The 15,647-nt window shown below is 63.7% G+C and carries 14 protein-coding genes and 3 pseudogenes; 11 read left to right on the top strand and 6 right to left on the bottom strand.

Translation table 11 applies throughout. From position 1 onward, the window contains the following. Positions 1 to 125: 125 nt before the first annotated feature. A pseudogene (locus ABR948_RS20435) lies at positions 126 to 1,217 on the top strand (autotransporter outer membrane beta-barrel domain-containing protein); the annotation flags it as partial. A 13-nt stretch (positions 1,218 to 1,230) separates the two neighbouring features. Here ABR948_RS20435 and ABR948_RS20430 read toward each other — a convergent pair. The 4 genes from ABR948_RS20430 to ABR948_RS20415 all read right to left on the bottom strand — a co-directional run bounded on the left by ABR948_RS20430 (position 1,231) and on the right by ABR948_RS20415 (position 3,345). After that, positions 1,231 to 1,452, bottom strand: a complete 222-nt coding sequence (locus ABR948_RS20430; RefSeq protein WP_428121317.1) for a hypothetical protein — start codon at positions 1,450 to 1,452, stop codon at positions 1,231 to 1,233. Between the two features lie 80 nt (positions 1,453 to 1,532). After that, entirely contained in the window at positions 1,533 to 1,757 is a 225-nt protein-coding gene (locus ABR948_RS20425; RefSeq protein ID WP_428121315.1) for a hypothetical protein, read from the bottom strand. A gap of 202 nt (positions 1,758 to 1,959) precedes the next feature. Then, entirely contained in the window at positions 1,960 to 2,475 is a 516-nt protein-coding gene (gene ldtR / locus ABR948_RS20420) for a transcriptional regulator LdtR (protein ID WP_428121312.1), read from the bottom strand. A gap of 408 nt (positions 2,476 to 2,883) precedes the next feature. Beyond that, on the bottom strand, positions 2,884 to 3,345 hold the full coding sequence (locus ABR948_RS20415) for a DUF6163 family protein (protein WP_428121310.1): 462 nt from the start codon (positions 3,343 to 3,345) through the stop codon (positions 2,884 to 2,886). Between the two features lie 264 nt (positions 3,346 to 3,609). On the opposite strand from ABR948_RS20415, the gene hemB reads away from it, so the two are divergent. The 3 genes from hemB to ABR948_RS20400 all read left to right on the top strand — a co-directional run bounded on the left by hemB (position 3,610) and on the right by ABR948_RS20400 (position 6,441). Further along, complete coding sequence (hemB, locus tag ABR948_RS20410; protein WP_428121308.1) at positions 3,610 to 4,671, top strand: porphobilinogen synthase; 1,062 nt, start codon at positions 3,610 to 3,612, stop codon at positions 4,669 to 4,671. 245 nt (positions 4,672 to 4,916) lie between these two features. Then, on the top strand, positions 4,917 to 5,519 hold the full coding sequence (locus tag ABR948_RS20405; protein WP_428121306.1) for an RDD family protein: 603 nt from the start codon (positions 4,917 to 4,919) through the stop codon (positions 5,517 to 5,519). A gap of 145 nt (positions 5,520 to 5,664) precedes the next feature. After that, the gene (locus ABR948_RS20400) at positions 5,665 to 6,441 is read left to right on the top strand and encodes an arginyltransferase (RefSeq protein ID WP_428121303.1); all 777 of its coding nucleotides are present in this window, start codon (positions 5,665 to 5,667) and stop codon (positions 6,439 to 6,441) included. Between the two features lie 152 nt (positions 6,442 to 6,593). Here ABR948_RS20400 and ABR948_RS20395 read toward each other — a convergent pair whose 3' ends face one another. Beyond that, a complete protein-coding gene (locus ABR948_RS20395; RefSeq protein ID WP_428121300.1) occupies positions 6,594 to 7,979 on the bottom strand; it encodes an Nramp family divalent metal transporter in 1,386 nt (461 codons plus the stop codon). 131 nt (positions 7,980 to 8,110) lie between these two features. Between ABR948_RS20395 and ABR948_RS20390 the strand changes: the two genes are divergently transcribed. From ABR948_RS20390 to ABR948_RS20360, 7 genes and pseudogenes are all read left to right on the top strand, one after another. After that, positions 8,111 to 9,235, top strand: coding sequence for a PspA/IM30 family protein (locus ABR948_RS20390; RefSeq protein ID WP_428121298.1), 1,125 nt, complete (start codon positions 8,111 to 8,113; stop codon positions 9,233 to 9,235). Next, the gene (locus ABR948_RS20385) at positions 9,232 to 9,894 is read left to right on the top strand and encodes an OB-fold-containig protein (protein ID WP_428121296.1); all 663 of its coding nucleotides are present in this window, start codon (positions 9,232 to 9,234) and stop codon (positions 9,892 to 9,894) included. Before ABR948_RS20390 ends, ABR948_RS20385 begins: the two co-directional genes overlap by 4 nt. Positions 9,895 to 9,896: 2 nt before the next feature. Continuing rightward, on the top strand, positions 9,897 to 11,615 hold the full coding sequence (locus tag ABR948_RS20380) for a flotillin family protein (protein WP_428121294.1): 1,719 nt from the start codon (positions 9,897 to 9,899) through the stop codon (positions 11,613 to 11,615). A gap of 426 nt (positions 11,616 to 12,041) precedes the next feature. Then, positions 12,042 to 12,674, top strand: coding sequence for a class I SAM-dependent methyltransferase (locus tag ABR948_RS20375; protein ID WP_428121291.1), 633 nt, complete (start codon positions 12,042 to 12,044; stop codon positions 12,672 to 12,674). A 73-nt stretch (positions 12,675 to 12,747) separates the two neighbouring features. After that, positions 12,748 to 14,004 (top strand): MFS transporter, encoded by a 1,257-nt coding sequence (locus ABR948_RS20370; RefSeq protein ID WP_428121289.1) that lies wholly within the window; start codon positions 12,748 to 12,750, stop codon positions 14,002 to 14,004. Positions 14,005 to 14,179: 175 nt separating this feature from the next. Further along, positions 14,180 to 14,719: pseudogene (locus tag ABR948_RS20365) on the top strand (MFS transporter); the annotation flags it as partial. Positions 14,720 to 14,777: 58 nt separating this feature from the next. Then, a complete protein-coding gene (locus tag ABR948_RS20360; protein WP_428121286.1) occupies positions 14,778 to 15,389 on the top strand; it encodes an MFS transporter in 612 nt (203 codons plus the stop codon). 21 nt (positions 15,390 to 15,410) lie between these two features. Here ABR948_RS20360 and ABR948_RS20355 read toward each other — a convergent pair. Next, positions 15,411 to 15,647: pseudogene (locus tag ABR948_RS20355) on the bottom strand (adenylate/guanylate cyclase domain-containing protein); the annotation flags it as partial.

The raw sequence follows: 15,647 nt of genomic DNA, 5'->3' as shown, positions 1-15,647 counted from the left end.
TTCTTGCTGGCTGTTCTTGATCACGCGTTGCACGCCAACAGTACGCTTGTTGATCGTGTTGACCTTGTCACCAAGCCTATCGCTGTACTCTCTCGACCGACTACCGGCCTCTCGGCTCTTGCCCCCGCGCAGCGGGCTGGAGCGCAGCGACTTTGTGCTTTGGTTCGCAGCAGACCACGTTTGACGCGATGACGCAGTTCATGGGCGTGATGACCGATCCCTTCATCGGCGGTCACGGCGGCGCGGCTGCGTCATCGCCCGGCGCGACCGGCTTCGCCGACGAAGGCAATGGGACGACGACCAAACGCTCCGATGCCTATGCAATGTTCGCCAAGGCGCCGCCCGCCGCCTTCGAGCCGCGCTGGAGCGCATGGACGGCGGGCTTTGGCGGCTCGCAGACGTCAGACGGCAATGCGGCGGTCGGATCGAACAGCACGACCAGCCGGATTTACGGTACCGCGGTCGGCGCGGATTACCTGTTCTCGCCGTTCACGCTGGCCGGCTTTGCGCTCGCCGGCGGCGGCACCAATTTCAGCGTCGCCAATGGCGGCTCGGGACGTTCCGACCTGTTCCAGGCCGGCGCCTATATGCGGCACACCGTTGGGCCGGCCTATGTCAGCGCGGCGCTCGCCTATGGCTGGCAGGACATCACCACCGACCGCATCGTGACCGCGGCCGGCCTCGACCATCTGCATGCGGAGTTCAACGCCAATGCCGTCTCCGGCCGCGTCGAGGGTGGCTATCGCCTGGTCGCGCCGTGGGTCGGCGGGCTTGGCGGCGGCCTTGGCGTGACGCCTTACGCGGCCGCACAGTTCACCACCTTCGATCTTCCGGCCTATGCCGAAAGCGCCGTGTCGGGTGCCAGCACCTTTGCCCTCGCCTATGCGCCGAAGAGCGTCACCGACACCCGCAGCGAACTCGGCATCCGCACCGACCAGTCCTTTGCGATGCAGGATTCGATGCTGACCTTGCGCACGCGCCTGGCCTGGGCCCACGACTTCAATCCGGACCGCTCGATCGCGGCGACCTTCCAGGCGCTGCCCGGCGCATCCTTCACGGTCAATGGCGCCGCGCAGGCGGCCGACGCCGCGCTCACCACCGCCTCGATCGAGCGGAAATGGCTGAGCGGCTTCTCGCTCGCCGCCACCTTCGAAGGCGAGTTCTCCGACGTGACGCGCAGCTACGCCGGCAAGGGCGTCGTCCGCTATCAATGGTGAGCGATGACGTCACTCAAAGGCCGGTAAATCCCGCCTTGACCGGATCGCTGGAGCCGTCGAGTTCGCGCAAATAGGTCAGCCCGCACACCGTGAGCCGATGCATATCCTTCTCGCCGGCCTCGAACAGCGTGGTGACATACTCCGTCACCTTGACGCGGGCCTCGGCGCTGGCGGCCGCAGAGCGGTTCAGCAGGAGATCGTAGGTCATCATGATACGGTCGATGGCGGGTTGCATGATATCCTCTGGATGATGCGTCAAAACAATTCCAAGGCCGCTGCTCAGGCGGCTGCTCAAGCCGCTTCTTAAGCCGCTTCTTAAGCCGCTTCCTGGGCCTCAAACGTCGCAATCGCCTTGTTGGCGAGGCGGATCTTGTTGAACTCGCCGCTGTGGAACAGCTGCACGATGATCTCGACCAGAGGCTCATTGGTGACAAAGCTGTCGGGAATGGCGCCGGTCCGGCGCAGATAGTTGGCGGCGATGGCGTAGGCATCGCCGACCGCCCCGACATTCATGACCTGCAATCCGCGCTCGACCAGCATCGCCTTCGGCCTCCGATACGGAGGGATAAGCACGAGACCGCGCAAAAGTTCCATTTCGGAAACCGGCTTTCGCCACGCCAACCGGCAGCCCAAAAACAAAACGCACCGGTCCGGAAAGCCGGGCCGATGCGCTTGGGGAAGTCACGTTTTATTCTTGTTGGCCGCCGGTCTTTTTAAAGCATGCCGGCTTGGCCGAAAAGTCTCAGAGCCGATACAGGATCTGGTCGGTCCAGAACCGCTCGAGCCGGTGCAGCGACTTGTTCAGCGTCGCGAACTCCTCGTTCGAGATGCCGCCGACCTGCTCCACGGTCTTGACGTGCTTCTGATAGAGCGCGTCGACGATGCGGCGGATTTCCTGGCCCTGCGTGGTCAGACGGATGCGGACCGAGCGGCGATCGACGCGCGAGCGCTGATGGTCGAGGAAGCCGAGTTCAACCAGCTTCTTCAAATTGTAGGAAACGTTGGAGCCGAGGTAATAGCCGCGCGTGCGCAGCTCCCCCGCGGTCAATTCCTTGTCGCCGATGTTATAGAGCAGGAGTGCCTGCACCGAATTGATGTCGGCGCGGCCGCGGCGATCGAATTCATCCTTGATGACGTCGAGCAGGCGGCGATGCAGCCGCTCCACCAACGTCAGCGCCTCGAGATAGAGCGGCTGCACCGGAGCCTGGCCCGGCGCGCGCTCAGCGGTATCCACCGCCGTTGCAACGGCTTTCATCATGACACGTCCCCTGTTGTCGTTTTTATCGACTTATTCGACGAAACTTGTGTCCCGCCTGATAGCTTCAACTTAAGGGGCGCGTTTGAAGATCAGCTTAAATAAGACAATAAAGAGATCATAAATTTAAGACAGTGAATCGCGGATTAAGCCCATCAACAAAGGACTTTTCGCAACCTTTCATTGACGGTGCACGACCCCTGTTCACGCTTCGTTGGCGCGCGCTGTCACATATGGAAACAGCATCGTTCGGATTCGAAACGCCTGCGTAACAGGTATGACCGCAGCGTTTACGGTGACTGAAACGTTACCGCAAAAATCCTCGAAAATTTGATGCACCCGAACGCTGGCTCAACCGGCTCGGCCAATATCAGGAGCCGCCGCATTGGACGATCACGGCGTCTTGCGCCGCTATGGCGGCCGTTCGCGCGCGGCCATCCAGGCCAGCGCGAGGTAGGCCGTCAGCGCCACGGCTTCAAATCCCACCACCGCCAGGCTGCCGCCGTAGATACCCGGAAACATCAGCTCGATCACCGCCATCGACACCACGGTGGTCAGCCACACCACCGCGCCCCACGGCGTCGCCAGCCACAGACCCACGGCGGCGACGAGCTCGATCACCGCGAAATAGACCGTGGCGGCCTGCCACGCCATCGGTTGATTCTCGAAGGCTTCCTCTTCGCCGCCGACAAAGCCCGTGACCTGCGCCCAGTGATAAAGGCCCTTGGCGACGGAGACGACGGCCATGATGCGCAGGAAGAACACCAGCCGCCGGGTCCACGCATTGTCGTCGGATTCGATCCGCTCGGACGAAATCGCCGCCACCGACATGGCATTGTCCCGCGACTGATCGCGCGATGGGGTTTCAGACATCAGGAAGGGCTGCTCATGACCGGAAAGGTCCTGTTAATATAGCCGTCGGCGGCGACTCTTTGTCAGGGACTTTTGGCCCCTCGGCGCGGCAAAATCAATCGGACTGGCGGCAAGTTCCGGGCTTGCGGCACGTCAAGGCCGCGGTGACGGGCGCCGCGCAAAGTGCTAGATAAAGTGCCAGATTTGGAACCGGTCAAAAAACCGGTCAAAAACCGGCCTGCCGCCGCGAGACCAAAACCTGGCGCCTCAAGGAGAGAACAGCACATGGCGATCAAATTCGGGCGCCCGATTGAAATGCGCGACGCGCCGCGGCGGGAAGCCGCCCTCTCCGCCCCCAGCCTCGATCTGGCGGTCCGGCCACGCCGCAACCGCAAGGCGGAATGGGCGCGCCGGCTGGTGCGGGAAAACGTCCTCACGTCAAACGACCTGATCTGGCCGTTTTTCGTGATCGATGGCCACAACAAGCGTACCGCCATCGCCTCGATGCCAGGCGTGGAGCGGATCAGTGTCGATCAGGCGGTGCGCGATGCCGAACGCGCGATGAAACTGAACATCCCCTGCATCGCGCTGTTTCCCTATACCGAGCCGAGCCTGCGCGACGAACATGGCTCGGAGGCGCTCAACCCGGACAATCTCGTGTGCCAGTCGGTGCGCGCCATCAAGAAGGAATTTCCCGGCTTAGGGGTGCTCTGCGACGTGGCGCTCGATCCCTTCACCAGCCACGGCCATGACGGGCTGATCGAGGACGGCCGAATCCTCAACGACGCGACGGTGGCGGTGCTGGTGCGTCAGGCGCTGGTGCAGGCGGAAGCCGGCTGCGACATCATCGCGCCGTCGGACATGATGGACGGACGCGTCGCCGCGATCCGTGAAGGACTCGACAATGTCGGATTCCTCGACGTGCAGATCATGTCCTATGCCGCGAAATATGCCTCCGCCTTCTACGGTCCGTTCCGCGACGCCATCGGCTCGGCCAAGACGCTGACCGGCGACAAGCGGACCTATCAGATGGACAGCGCCAATTCCGACGAGGCCTTGCGCGAGGTCGAACTCGACATCGCCGAGGGCGCCGACATGGTGATGGTGAAGCCGGGGATGCCCTATCTCGACATCGTGCGGCGGGTCAAAGACACCTTCGCGATGCCGACCTTCGTCTATCAGGTGTCCGGCGAATACGCGATGATCGCGGCCGCCGCCGGCCATGGCTGGATCGACGGCGACCGGGCGATCATGGAAAGCCTGCTGGCGTTCAAGCGCGCCGGCGCCGACGGCATCCTCACCTATTTCGCCGCGCAAGCGGCGGAGAAGCTGAAGGCGGAGGGATAAACCCTCCCCTCGTCGTCCCGGCGAACGCCGGGACCCATAGCCACCGGCTGTGGTTATTGCGAAGAACGTTTGCTACCGCGACAAAACGCGAGGCCGCGGTGTATGGGTTCCGGCCTTCGCCGGAACGACGGAATATATGACGGGCCCCCCGAAATATTGCGGTTCGGTAACGATCGCCGCCCTTGCAAGCCCAAGGCCGGTTCCCATGTCCTGCACGGTGACGGCACAGTCGGGAGGACTGACCCATGTCTTATAGCGGTTCGGGTAACACTGGCGGCGCCTCAAATGCTGGCGGCGCATCTAGGGCTGGCGGCGCATCTAGGGCTGGCGGCGCCTGGCGCAGCGATGGCGGGGTGCCGCCGCATGCGTTTGATCCCTGGAGCCAGCCGGAACTGTTTCGCGGCGTTCTGACGCGGCGGTTTTTCGCGTTCCTGATCGATCTCGTGGTGCTCTCGATCCCGGTGATCCTGGCCTGCGTATTCATCGCCGTGTTCGGCGTGGTGACGCTGGGCCTGGGCTGGGCCCTGTTCTGGCTGGTTTCGCCGGCCTCGGTGATCTGGGCCCTGATCTATTACGGCGCCTCGATCGGCGGACCGCATTCGGCTACCCTCGGCATGCGCGTGATGGATCTGGAACTGCGCACCTGGTACGGGGCGCCAGGCTATTTCGTGCTCGGCGCCATGCACGCGGTGCTGTTCTGGATTTCGGTATCGGTGCTGTCGCCGCTGGTTCTGCTGGTCGGGCTGTTCAACGGCCGCCGGCGCCTGCTGCACGATATCGTGCTGGGAACCGTGGTCATCAACAGCTCGGTCCGTAACCCCGTGGCCCAGCCGGCGCGAACCTTCTGATCTCCCGGGGCAATTCGCTCGCTCCCCCGGCGGCCTGTTTGTCCCGGGCAGACGGCCAGATAAATTGCAGGCTAAATTCATTGACCGTTAGGCTCCGCGGCGCGATGCTGGGCCCTGCTTCGCTTCCAACGGCTGACGACACAACTTGACCCAGCACTCGCGCGACACCCCGCAATTCTACCTGACGGCGCCCTCGCCGTGCCCGTATCTGCCGGGCCGGCACGAGCGCAAGGTGTTCACGCATCTGGTCGGCGACAAGGCCGGCGATCTCAACGACCTGTTGACCCATGGCGGCTTCCGGCGCAGCCAGTCGATCGCCTATCGCCCGGCCTGCGACCAGTGCCGCGCCTGCGTTTCCGTCCGCGTGGTCGCCAACGAATTCCGGCCCTCGCGCAACTTCCGCAAGATTCTGGCCCGCAACGCCGACATCGTCGGCGAACAGCGCAGCGCGGTGCCGACCTCCGAGCAATATTCGGTCTTCCGCGCCTATCTCGACCAGCGGCACCGCCATGGTGGCATGGCCGACATGACCGTGCTCGATTACGCGATGATGGTCGAGGACAGCCATGTCGAAACCCGGATCATCGAATATCGCCGCCGCGGCATCGACAGCGGCATCACCGGCCGCGGCGCCGACCTCGTGGCGGTGGCGCTGACCGACGTGCTCAGCGACGGGCTGTCGATGGTGTATTCGTTCTTCGAACCGTCGGAGGAAGGCCGCTCGCTCGGCACCTTCATGATCCTCGACCACATCGCCCGCGCCAGACGGCAGGGATTGCCCTACGTCTATCTCGGCTACTGGATCGAAGGTTCCAAGAAGATGGACTATAAAGGCCGTTTCCTGCCGCAGCAGCGGCTGGCTCCCTCCGGCTGGCTGCGCATCGATGCGTCGGGCGAGGTGCCGTCGGAGCCGCAGGATTGAGGGGCCGTCATCACCGTCCATTCGTCATGCCACGCGAAAGCGGGGCATCCAGTACGCCGCGGCTTCACGATTAGATCGCTAACGCCTCTGGGATACTGGATCACCCGCGTTCGCGGGTGATGACGGCGTTATGTATGGCGTAGCGCGTAGCCTCACCCGCTGACGTAATCCCACACCAGCTTGGCATTCAGCGCGATGATGACCGCCGCCGTCACTATGGCGAGCACCGTCAGCCAGCGCGGCGCGGTGAAGGGCCCCATCTTGGCCCGGCTTGCGGTGAACATCACCAGCGGCACCACCGCGAACGGCAGTTGCAGGCTGAGCACCACCTGGCTCAGGATCAGCAACTGACCGGTGGCTTTCTCGCCGGCCCAGATCGTCACGACCACCGCCGGCACGATGGCGATCATCCGCGTCACCATCCGCCGCAGCCATGGCGCGATGCGCAGGTTGAGAAACCCCTCCATCACGATCTGGCCCGACAGCGTCGCGGTGATGGTCGAGTTCAGTCCGCAGCACAACAGCGCGATCGCAAACAGCGTCGGCGCCAGCGTCGAGCCGAGCAGCGGCGCCAGAAAGGCGTGGGCCTGATCGAGCTCGGCGACGTCGACCTTGCCGACGCGATGAAATGTCGCTGCCGCCAGAATCAGGATCGAGGCGTTGATGACCAGCGCCAGGCACAGCGCGATCGAGGAATCGATGGTGGCAAGCTTGATCGCCTCGCGCTTCTCCTCGACGCTGTCGCCATAGCCGCGGGTCTGCACCAGTCCCGAATGCAGATAGAGATTATGCGGCATCACGGTGGCGCCGAGGATGCCGAGCGCGAGATAAAGCATCTCGCGGTTGGCGAGAATGTCCGTGGTCGGCGCGAAGCCCCGCAGCACCGCGCCCCAATCGGGATCGGCGAGCGCGATCTGCACCGCAAAGCACGCCGCGATCACGCCCAGCATCGCCACCACGAAGGCTTCGATCCAGCGAAAGCCGAACGCCTGCAGCGCCAGAATCAGAAACACATCGGCGGCGGTGATGAGCACGCCAATTTCGAGCGGAATGTGAAACAGCAGATTGAGGCCGATCGCCGTGCCGATCACTTCGGCAAGATCCGTGGCGGTGATGGCGATTTCGGCCGACAGCCACAGCGGCAACGACACAAAGCGCGGAAAGGAATCGCGGCAGGCCTGGGCGAGGTCGCGCCCGGCGCCGACGCCGAGCCGCGTGCACAGCGACTGCAGCACGATCGCCATCAGGTTGGACAGCATCGCGATGCTCAACAGCGCGTAGCCAAATTTCGAGCCACCGGCGAGCGAGGTCGCCCAATTGCCGGGGTCCATATAGCCGACCGCGACGAGGTATCCCGGGCCGAGAAACGCCAGCAGCTTGCGCCAGAACGGGCCTTGTTTGGCTGTTTTGACCGACGCGAACATGCCGGCCAGCGACGGCTCACCCCGCGGACTATGCCAGCCCGAGCCGTCCAGCGCTCGGCTTGGGACCACCTCTGGCTGAGAATCGGGCGGTAAAATGCGAGATCGAGCGTCCATTGCCAGAGGATGACGGATATCTCTCTTTATTGCAACTCATTTGCAAGTGCATCTGAACATCACGAAAATGATACAGAGGCGGATCTTGGGCGGATCTTGTAAAGCACTGAGGAAGTGCTTTATGTTTAAGTATGATCAAATTACCGACTGAAACGCCCACCGCGACCCTGCGCTACGCCCTCGTCCCCGATGCCGCTGGTATCGTGGCGATCGAAGCGACGTTCGCCGCCTATGACCGCATGATGGCGATCCTGGCCGAAGTGGCGCCGGTGGGCGCCAACCTCGTCTCACTGCACGCGCAGGCCTACGAAAAAATCCGCGTCGAGACCGGCCTGCCCGCGCGGCTGGTGACACTTGGCCTGCGCGACCGCGCCGGTTACGTGGCCACCGCCCGCAGAATTCCACTCGACGACAAGTTGTTTGCGATCAAGGGACCAACTTCACTGACCATTAGTACTGTTGGCGGACGCGTCTTGGTCCCGTTCGAAGTCCGCGGCTATGTTGCCGGCTGGGATAGTCCCTTCCCGGCTCACCTGGTGTTTGACGGCCTCGCCTACGAAATCCACATCGCCGTCAAATCGAAATCAACACCACCGGAGGAGAAGACCATGCTTCACGAAGGCATCCTTGCGCGTATGGGGCGACTTCTCGCCGCCATCGCCAGCCAAACCATCGACAACGCCGAAAGCAACAACAAGGTCGCCGTCGTCAAACAGGCGATTCGTGAAATCGACGCCGGCGCCGAAGAAGCGCGCTATGCGCTCGGTAAATCGCGCGCCGAGGAATTCCGTCTCACACGAAGGCGTGAAGAGCTCGACGCCGAAGTCGCAGGCCTGACGGAAAAGATTCGTCTCGCCATCGCGGAAAACCGCGAAGACCTCGCGCGCGCCGGTATCGCACGGCAAATTGATCTGGAGTCCCAGGTCATCGCGCTGGAGCGTGCGACGGATTTCATCGAACTCGAAATAGATGAGCAGACCAAGGCCTTGCAGGCGATGCTGGGGGCCCGCCGCGAAGCCGAAGCCCGCCTCGCAGATCTCGAGCAAAGCCTCGCGCAGCATGCGCCGCACGAAACCAATCGGGCGCTGCCGACGACTAACACAGCAAGTGCCGATCTCGCCATGGCGGCGATCGCGCGGGTCACCGGCGTTCCGGCTTCCAGCGTGCTCGGCGACAACCAGCTGGACGAGCTCGACCGGTTGCACCGCGAAAAGGAAATCGCGGCGCGGCTGGAAAGGATCAAATCGCAGCAATGAGTGCAGTCAGCGATATCCTGTTGGCGCCCGATGTGCGGCCATTCGCGGTTGCCGCCGCGATCATGGCCGCTCTCGGCGCGATCGAATTGCTGACGACCCTGGTCGGCTTCTCGATCGGTGGGTTAGTCGGCAACGACGTCGCCGTCGAGGCCGACAGCCATGACGCCCTCGGCGGTCTGTTTCTCTGGATCAACGCCGGACGCCTTCCGCTCCTGATTCTGATCATTCTGGCGCTCGGCGCGTTCGCCATCGAGGGGTTCCTGCTGCAGGGCATCGCGCATGGTCTCGGAATCACGCTGCCGGCCTGGATCGCCGGCCTTGTGGCCTTCGCCGGTACGATCCCGGTGGTCAGGACCACCAGCCGCGGCATCGCCCGCATCATCCCGCGCGACGAGACCTATGCGGTCAACGACGCCGACTTCGTCGGCCAGGTCGCCACGGTTTCGATCGGACCGCTTGATCAGGGATTACCCGGCCGCGTCCGTCTCAAGGATGTCTTCGGCAACTGGCACACTGTGCCGGCACGCGCCAGTCCCGATTCGGCGGCGCTCCCGGTTGGCGCCAGCGTGTTGCTGGTCGACCGTGACGCCAAGAGCTTTATCGCCATTTCCGCACCCGCCGACCTCATCGCACACCAACGATCATCAAACAGGGCATAAAAATGTGGGAACTTGCTGTACCCGTCGCAATCGGCGTCATTGTCGTTCTTGCTATCGGCCTCATTTTCGCAAGGCTCTACCGACGTTCAACGCGTGACGAAGCCTATGTCCGAACCGGCCTTGGCGGCCAGAAAGTCGTGCTCGACGGCGGCTCGTTGGTGCTCCCCGTTTTCCATTCCACGGCGGCGGTCAATCTCAAGACGCTGCGGCTGGAAGTCGCCCGCGGCGGCCCGGATTCGCTGATCACCAAGGACCGCATGCGCGTCGACATCGGCGCCGAATTCTACGTCCGGGTCAAACCCGACATGTCTTCGATCGCCCTGGCCGCGCAGACGCTGGGCAACCGCACCAACGACGCCGCCGAATTGCGCGAGCTGATCGAGGCGAAGTTCGTCGACGGGCTGCGTTCGGTCGCCGCCACCATGAACCTCGAAGAGCTTCAGGAACAGCGCGCGGTGTTCGTCAAATCCGTGCAGGACGCGGTCGGCGCCGACATTCAGAACAACGGACTCGAACTTGAATCGGTTTCACTGACGCGACTTGATCAGAGCGACATCAAGCACTTCAATCCGACCAATTTCTTCGATGCGCACGGCCTCACCACCCTGACCAAGATCACCAAGGAACGCGAACAGGAACGCAACCAGATCGTCCGCACCACCGAAGTCAACATCGCGCAACAGGATCTGGTCGCCCGGCAGACCACGCTGACGATCGAAAGCACCAAGCGCGAGGCGGAACTTGCCCAGCAACGCGACATCGCCAACAAGACCGCCGCGATGCGCGCCGAGACCGCGAAGGTCGAACAAACCGCGGTGCAGAACGAGGCCGAGTACCGCATCGGGCAGGAACTGGCGGTCGCCAACAAGCAGATCGAAGCCACCCAGAACCGCGAGACCAAGAAAATCGAGGCGGATCTGGCGGTCAAACGGCGCACCACCGAAGCCGACCGCGAACTGCAGATCGTCGCGCAGGAAAGCGCGATCATCGTCGCCACCAAGAGCAAGGAGCAATCCGAAGCGCAGACCATCGCGGAGACCGCGCGCGCACTGGCCATTTCGGCCGAGGAAAAAGTCACCACCGCACGCGCCGTCGAAGTCGCCGATCGCGACAAGATCATCAACGTGATCGCGGCGCGGAAGGCCGCCGAAACCACGGCGATGCCGATCACCGTGATGGCGGAGGCCGAAAAGCAGGCCGCCGCGAACAAGGCGGAAGCCATCAACGTGCTGGCCAAAGCCGACGCCGCGGCCGCGACCACCCGGGCCGCCGGCGTCAAATCGCTCGGTCAGGCCGAGGCCGAAGTGGCGTCGCTGAAGGCGGAAGCCCGCAACAAGCTCGGTTCGGCGATGGTCGATTACGATCTCAATCTCGCCCGCATCAACATCATTCCGCAGGCGTTGGCGGAAGCCGTCAAACCGATCGAGAAGATCTCCGACATCAGGATCTTCGATACCGGAAGCCTGCTGGGCCGTGGCGGAACCGGTGGCGCCGGCGGAGGCCTCGGTCTCGGCGACGGGCTCGCCAGCCAGTTGCTGTCGGTCTCGGCATTCAAGCCGATGATCGACAAGATCCTGACCGAGGCCGGTTTCGCGGCGGGTCCCGACGCCCTCACCAGCCTCACGACGGCCCTGGCCGCCAAGCAACTGGCTTCGGCGGAACCATCCACAGCACACGCTGACACCTCAACGCTGGCCCACGAACCGCGCAGCGCGGGCTAGGGTCACGCCTGACGAAGGGTCCGCAATGCAGTCAGAACCGTGCCACTGTATCCGGAGAACCTGGTCGGCGGCCCCGCCAATTAATTAAAAATTAACCACGATGAATACCTGATGGGGTGACGGCGTGCAGTTCTGACTCGCCGTCACGATCCCTGTGCGACGCAGACGTTCAGGCGCTTGCCGGACGCGCGTTCTGATCCGGGCTTTAAGGGTGTGGCCATGTCTTCCCCTTCCAATATGTCTTCCCCTTCCAGTATGTCTTCCCCTTCCAACATGTCTTCCAACCAGCCCGGCCTCAGGCCGGCATCGGCGACGGTGTTATCGTGCAAGATTTGTCAGGGTCCGTCGCAGCTGTATGGCGTCGTCGATTTCCATCGCCCCTGTGAAACGCCGGGCGTGGTTCGTCCGCCGCTGTCGGGTGTGCCCGTGTATTATCGTCGCTGCACGGCGTGTGGCTTTCTTTTCACCGATGCGTTCGATGACTGGAGCCATGATCAGTTCAAGACCCAGATCTACAATGACGACTACATCGCCTTCGATCCGGATTACCTGACCACGCGGCCGAGCGCCAATGCCGGCGTCGTGGCCAGCCTTTGGGCCGGTCATAAGGCCGGCATGCGGGTGCTCGACTACGGCGGCGGCAACGACGTGTTTTGCTCGGCACTGCGCGCCAGTGGTTTTTCCGAGGCCGTGACCTACGATCCGATGGTGCCGGAACATGCCAGCCGCCCGAATGGAAAGTTCGATCTGGTGACGTGTTTCGAGACGCTGGAACATTTGCCCGATCCTCTCACCGGCATCGCCCAGATCGCCGACTGTGTGGCCGAGCCCGGCGCGGTGTTTTATTCGACACTCACGCAGCCGGCGGATTTCGAGCAACGCGGCATGTCGTGGTGGTACATCGCGCCCCGCAACGGCCATGTCTCGATCTTCACCAAGCAGGCGCTGGCACTGGCCTGGGCCCGTCACGGCTTTAAAACCGCCGCGCTGAGCGATGGCACCCATCTGGCGTTTCGTACCCTGCCGGAGAGCTGGGGCATGAGCGTGGCTACGGGGTAGCGCTGATCGGAAAACGGGTGGGTTCGGGCCGCCCAAGCTCCCATGTTGCTGACAGCAACGCACAGGAGCCCCGATGCCCGACTTCACCAACCATCAGCTGCCGCCGACCTTCAATCGGCTGGCCTGGTCCAATCTCGCCGCGCAATCGGCCGAGCAGGTCGCGCTGGCCGCGGCGCCGATCGTCGCGGTGCTGCTGCTCGGCGTCGGCGAAGGCCAGACCGGCCTGCTGCAGACCGCGCTGACGCTGCCGTTCATCCTGTTCGCGATTCCCGCCGGCCTGCTGGCCGACCGCATCTCGCGGCGCTGGCTGATGGCAGGCGCCGAAGCCCTGCGCGCGGCAGCGCTGCTCGCCATCCTGGGGCTGATCTGGTTCGGCTGGCTGACGCTGCCCCTGCTCGCTCTGCTCGGTTTCGCCGCGGTCTGCGGCACGGTCGCCTACAGCGTGGCGGCGCCCGCTCTGGTGCCGTCGCTGGTTTCGTCCGATCTGTTGCCGGCGGCGAATGCGCGGATTGAACTGGCGCGCACCGTTGCCTTTGCCAGCGGACCGGCGCTGGGCGGCGTGCTGGTGGGATGGATCGGGGCGGCGCCGGCGTTCGGATTCGCCGCCGCGCTCTCGATGATCGCCGTGGTGCTGCTGTCGGGCATTTACGAACCGACGCGGGCGCCCGCGCCACGCCGCCACCCGCTGCAGGACATCAGGGAGGGCGCGGTGTTCGTGTTTCAACACGACCTGCTGCGGCCGGTCTTCATCACCCAGTTCATCTTCAACATCGGATCGTTCCTGGTGCTCGCGGTATTCGTGCCTTATGCGGTGCGTCATCTCGGACTGTCCGCGACCGGCGTCGGCACCACGCTTTCGATGTACGGCGTCGGCATGGTGGTCGGCGCGCTGCTGGCCACGCGGCTGATGCGACGGATTCCGTTCGGCACCGTGATCGGGCTCGGACCGGTGACCGGCTTCGCCGCCGCCGCCGTGATGGCACTGACCGCCTTCGTTCCATCGCCCTGGCTGGCGGGGTTAAGCTTCTTCCTGCTCGGCGCCGGTCCGATCCTGTGGGTGATCAGCACCACGACCCTGCGGCAATCGGTGACCCCGCCGCGGCTGTTGGGACGGGTCTCCGCCATCAACATCATGAGCTATGGCGCACGCCCGGTCGGCGCGGCCCTCGGCGCCATCATCGGCGGGCTCTACGGCGCCGAAGCCTGTCTTTATCTGGCGGTCGCGATCTTCGGCGCCCAGGCGGTGGTGATCCTGCTGTCGCCCGCGGTCTCGCTGGCGCGGCAGCCGGACATGGTGGGCGAAGGTGCCAAGGTGCTGCGGGCCTGTTGAGGCTAACTCCCAGAATCGACCAGCCCGCGTTTTCGTCATTGCCTGCGACAAACGCGAAGCGTTTGCGCAAGGGAGCGAAGCGACGAAGCAATCCAACTTTCCTTGCCGCGCTATGGATTGCTTCGCTGCGCTCGCAATGACGGCTTAGACTTTCCATATATCCTATACCCGCTCAATGGCAGTTCCCTGCTCCATTTTATATGATATATGTCATATAAATGACCCGGGAGCTTCCATGGCCGACCAGACCGTTGCAACGATCGCCGTGCCACAACAGGAGGCTTCCTCGACTTTCGCCCAGATCGCTGTGCTCGCCATGTTGGCGGCGACGGGGACGCTGGCCACCAACATCCTGCTGCCGTCATTGCCGCAGATGGCCGCGTCGCTCCATGTCTCCACCGCCAGTGTGACCTCGTCGATCACGGTGTTCCTGGCCGTGTTCGCGCTCGGGCAACTCGCGGTCGGACCGATTTCGGATCGCTACGGCCGGCGCTGGCCGGTACTGGCAGGCTTTGCGGTGTTCCTGGCCGGCAGCATCTGGTGCGGCCTGGCCACCGACCTGCCGAACCTGCTGATCGGCCGGGTGATCCAGGCTGCCGGCGCCTGTTCGACCTCGGTCCTGTCGCGCGCCATCGCCCGCGATCTCTTCAGCGGTGCGGCGCTCGGCCGCGCGATGGCGCTGATCATGATCGCGATGGCGGCCGCGCCCGGCTTCTCGCCGCTGCTCGGCGGCGCGCTCGACCATTATTTCGGCTGGCGTTCTGAATTCGCGTTTGGATCCGCTGGCGATCGCCAGCAACTATTTCGGCCTGATCCGCGATCGCCGCTTTATCGTTCCGGCCGCCACCGTCAGCCTGATCATGGGCGGATTATTTTCGATGTTCTCGGCAGCGCCGCGCGTCCTGATCGAGGGGCTGCAGTTCACGCCGATCGAACTCGGCATTTTCTTCGCGAGCACGGTGATGATCGTATTCGCCGCGGGCATGCTGGCGACACGGCTGGCGCCGCGCTTCGGGCTCGACCGTTCGATCCGGGGCGCCTTGCTGGCGACCGCCACCGGCAGCATCGCGATCCTGCTGGTGTCGGTCTTCGACCCGACCTTCCTGCCGTTCCTGGCGGCGATGTGCGTCTTCCTGCTCGGCATGGGCATCGTCAATCCGCTCGGCACCGCGCAAGCGCTGTCTCCGTTCGGCGAAAAAGCCGGTGCAGCTTCCGCCCTGCTCGGCTTCTCGCAGATGATGGGGGCGGCGATCGGAGTCTGGCTGGCCGCAACGGTTTCGCACCAGGCGATGTTCGCGCTAGGCATCGTGCTGACGGCAGCTTCGCTGATGGCAGTGGGATTGCACGCGATGCGGACGAAATCAAATCCATCGTCACCGGGTTAGCGCAATTCAGTGCAAGCGCAGCTAACTCGCCAGATAGCGCTCATAGCTGCCCGCCACCACCTCATCGGCTGATATGTCGGGATCGAGCGTATAGAGATCCTGCGCGCGGCCGATGCCGCGCAGCGCATACCGTCCGGTGGAGACGAAGTAGTCCCGCCCTGCGGCATCGAGACCGGCGCGAAAGGCCGACGACGCCAGCAATTCGCGATCCACCGAACGGCACATCGAGGCGATGCGGCTGACTTCATTGACCGCCGG

This window comes from Bradyrhizobium sp., from assembly GCF_050014615.1.
Lineage (GTDB): Bacteria > Pseudomonadota > Alphaproteobacteria > Rhizobiales > Xanthobacteraceae > Bradyrhizobium.
Note: the sequence above shows the minus strand (reverse complement) of the source record. Positions and strands in the feature narration are given on the sequence as shown.

Excerpts from the sequence above, each read along its gene's own strand:
- ABR948_RS20430 (WP_428121317.1), bottom strand. The coding sequence starts at position 1,452 with ATGCAACCCGCCATCGACCGTATCATGATGACCTACGATCTCCTGCTG.
- ABR948_RS20425 (WP_428121315.1), bottom strand. The coding sequence starts at position 1,757 with ATGCTGGTCGAGCGCGGATTGCAGGTCATGAATGTCGGGGCGGTCGGC.
- ldtR (WP_428121312.1), bottom strand. The coding sequence starts at position 2,475 with ATGATGAAAGCCGTTGCAACGGCGGTGGATACCGCTGAGCGCGCGCCG.
- ABR948_RS20415 (WP_428121310.1), bottom strand. The coding sequence starts at position 3,345 with ATGTCTGAAACCCCATCGCGCGATCAGTCGCGGGACAATGCCATGTCG.
- hemB (WP_428121308.1), top strand. The coding sequence starts at position 3,610 with ATGGCGATCAAATTCGGGCGCCCGATTGAAATGCGCGACGCGCCGCGG.
- ABR948_RS20405 (WP_428121306.1), top strand. The coding sequence starts at position 4,917 with ATGTCTTATAGCGGTTCGGGTAACACTGGCGGCGCCTCAAATGCTGGC.
- ABR948_RS20395 (WP_428121300.1), bottom strand. The coding sequence starts at position 7,979 with ATGGACGCTCGATCTCGCATTTTACCGCCCGATTCTCAGCCAGAGGTG.
- ABR948_RS20390 (WP_428121298.1), top strand. The coding sequence starts at position 8,111 with ATGATCAAATTACCGACTGAAACGCCCACCGCGACCCTGCGCTACGCC.
- ABR948_RS20385 (WP_428121296.1), top strand. The coding sequence starts at position 9,232 with ATGAGTGCAGTCAGCGATATCCTGTTGGCGCCCGATGTGCGGCCATTC.
- ABR948_RS20380 (WP_428121294.1), top strand. The coding sequence starts at position 9,897 with ATGTGGGAACTTGCTGTACCCGTCGCAATCGGCGTCATTGTCGTTCTT.
- ABR948_RS20370 (WP_428121289.1), top strand. The coding sequence starts at position 12,748 with ATGCCCGACTTCACCAACCATCAGCTGCCGCCGACCTTCAATCGGCTG.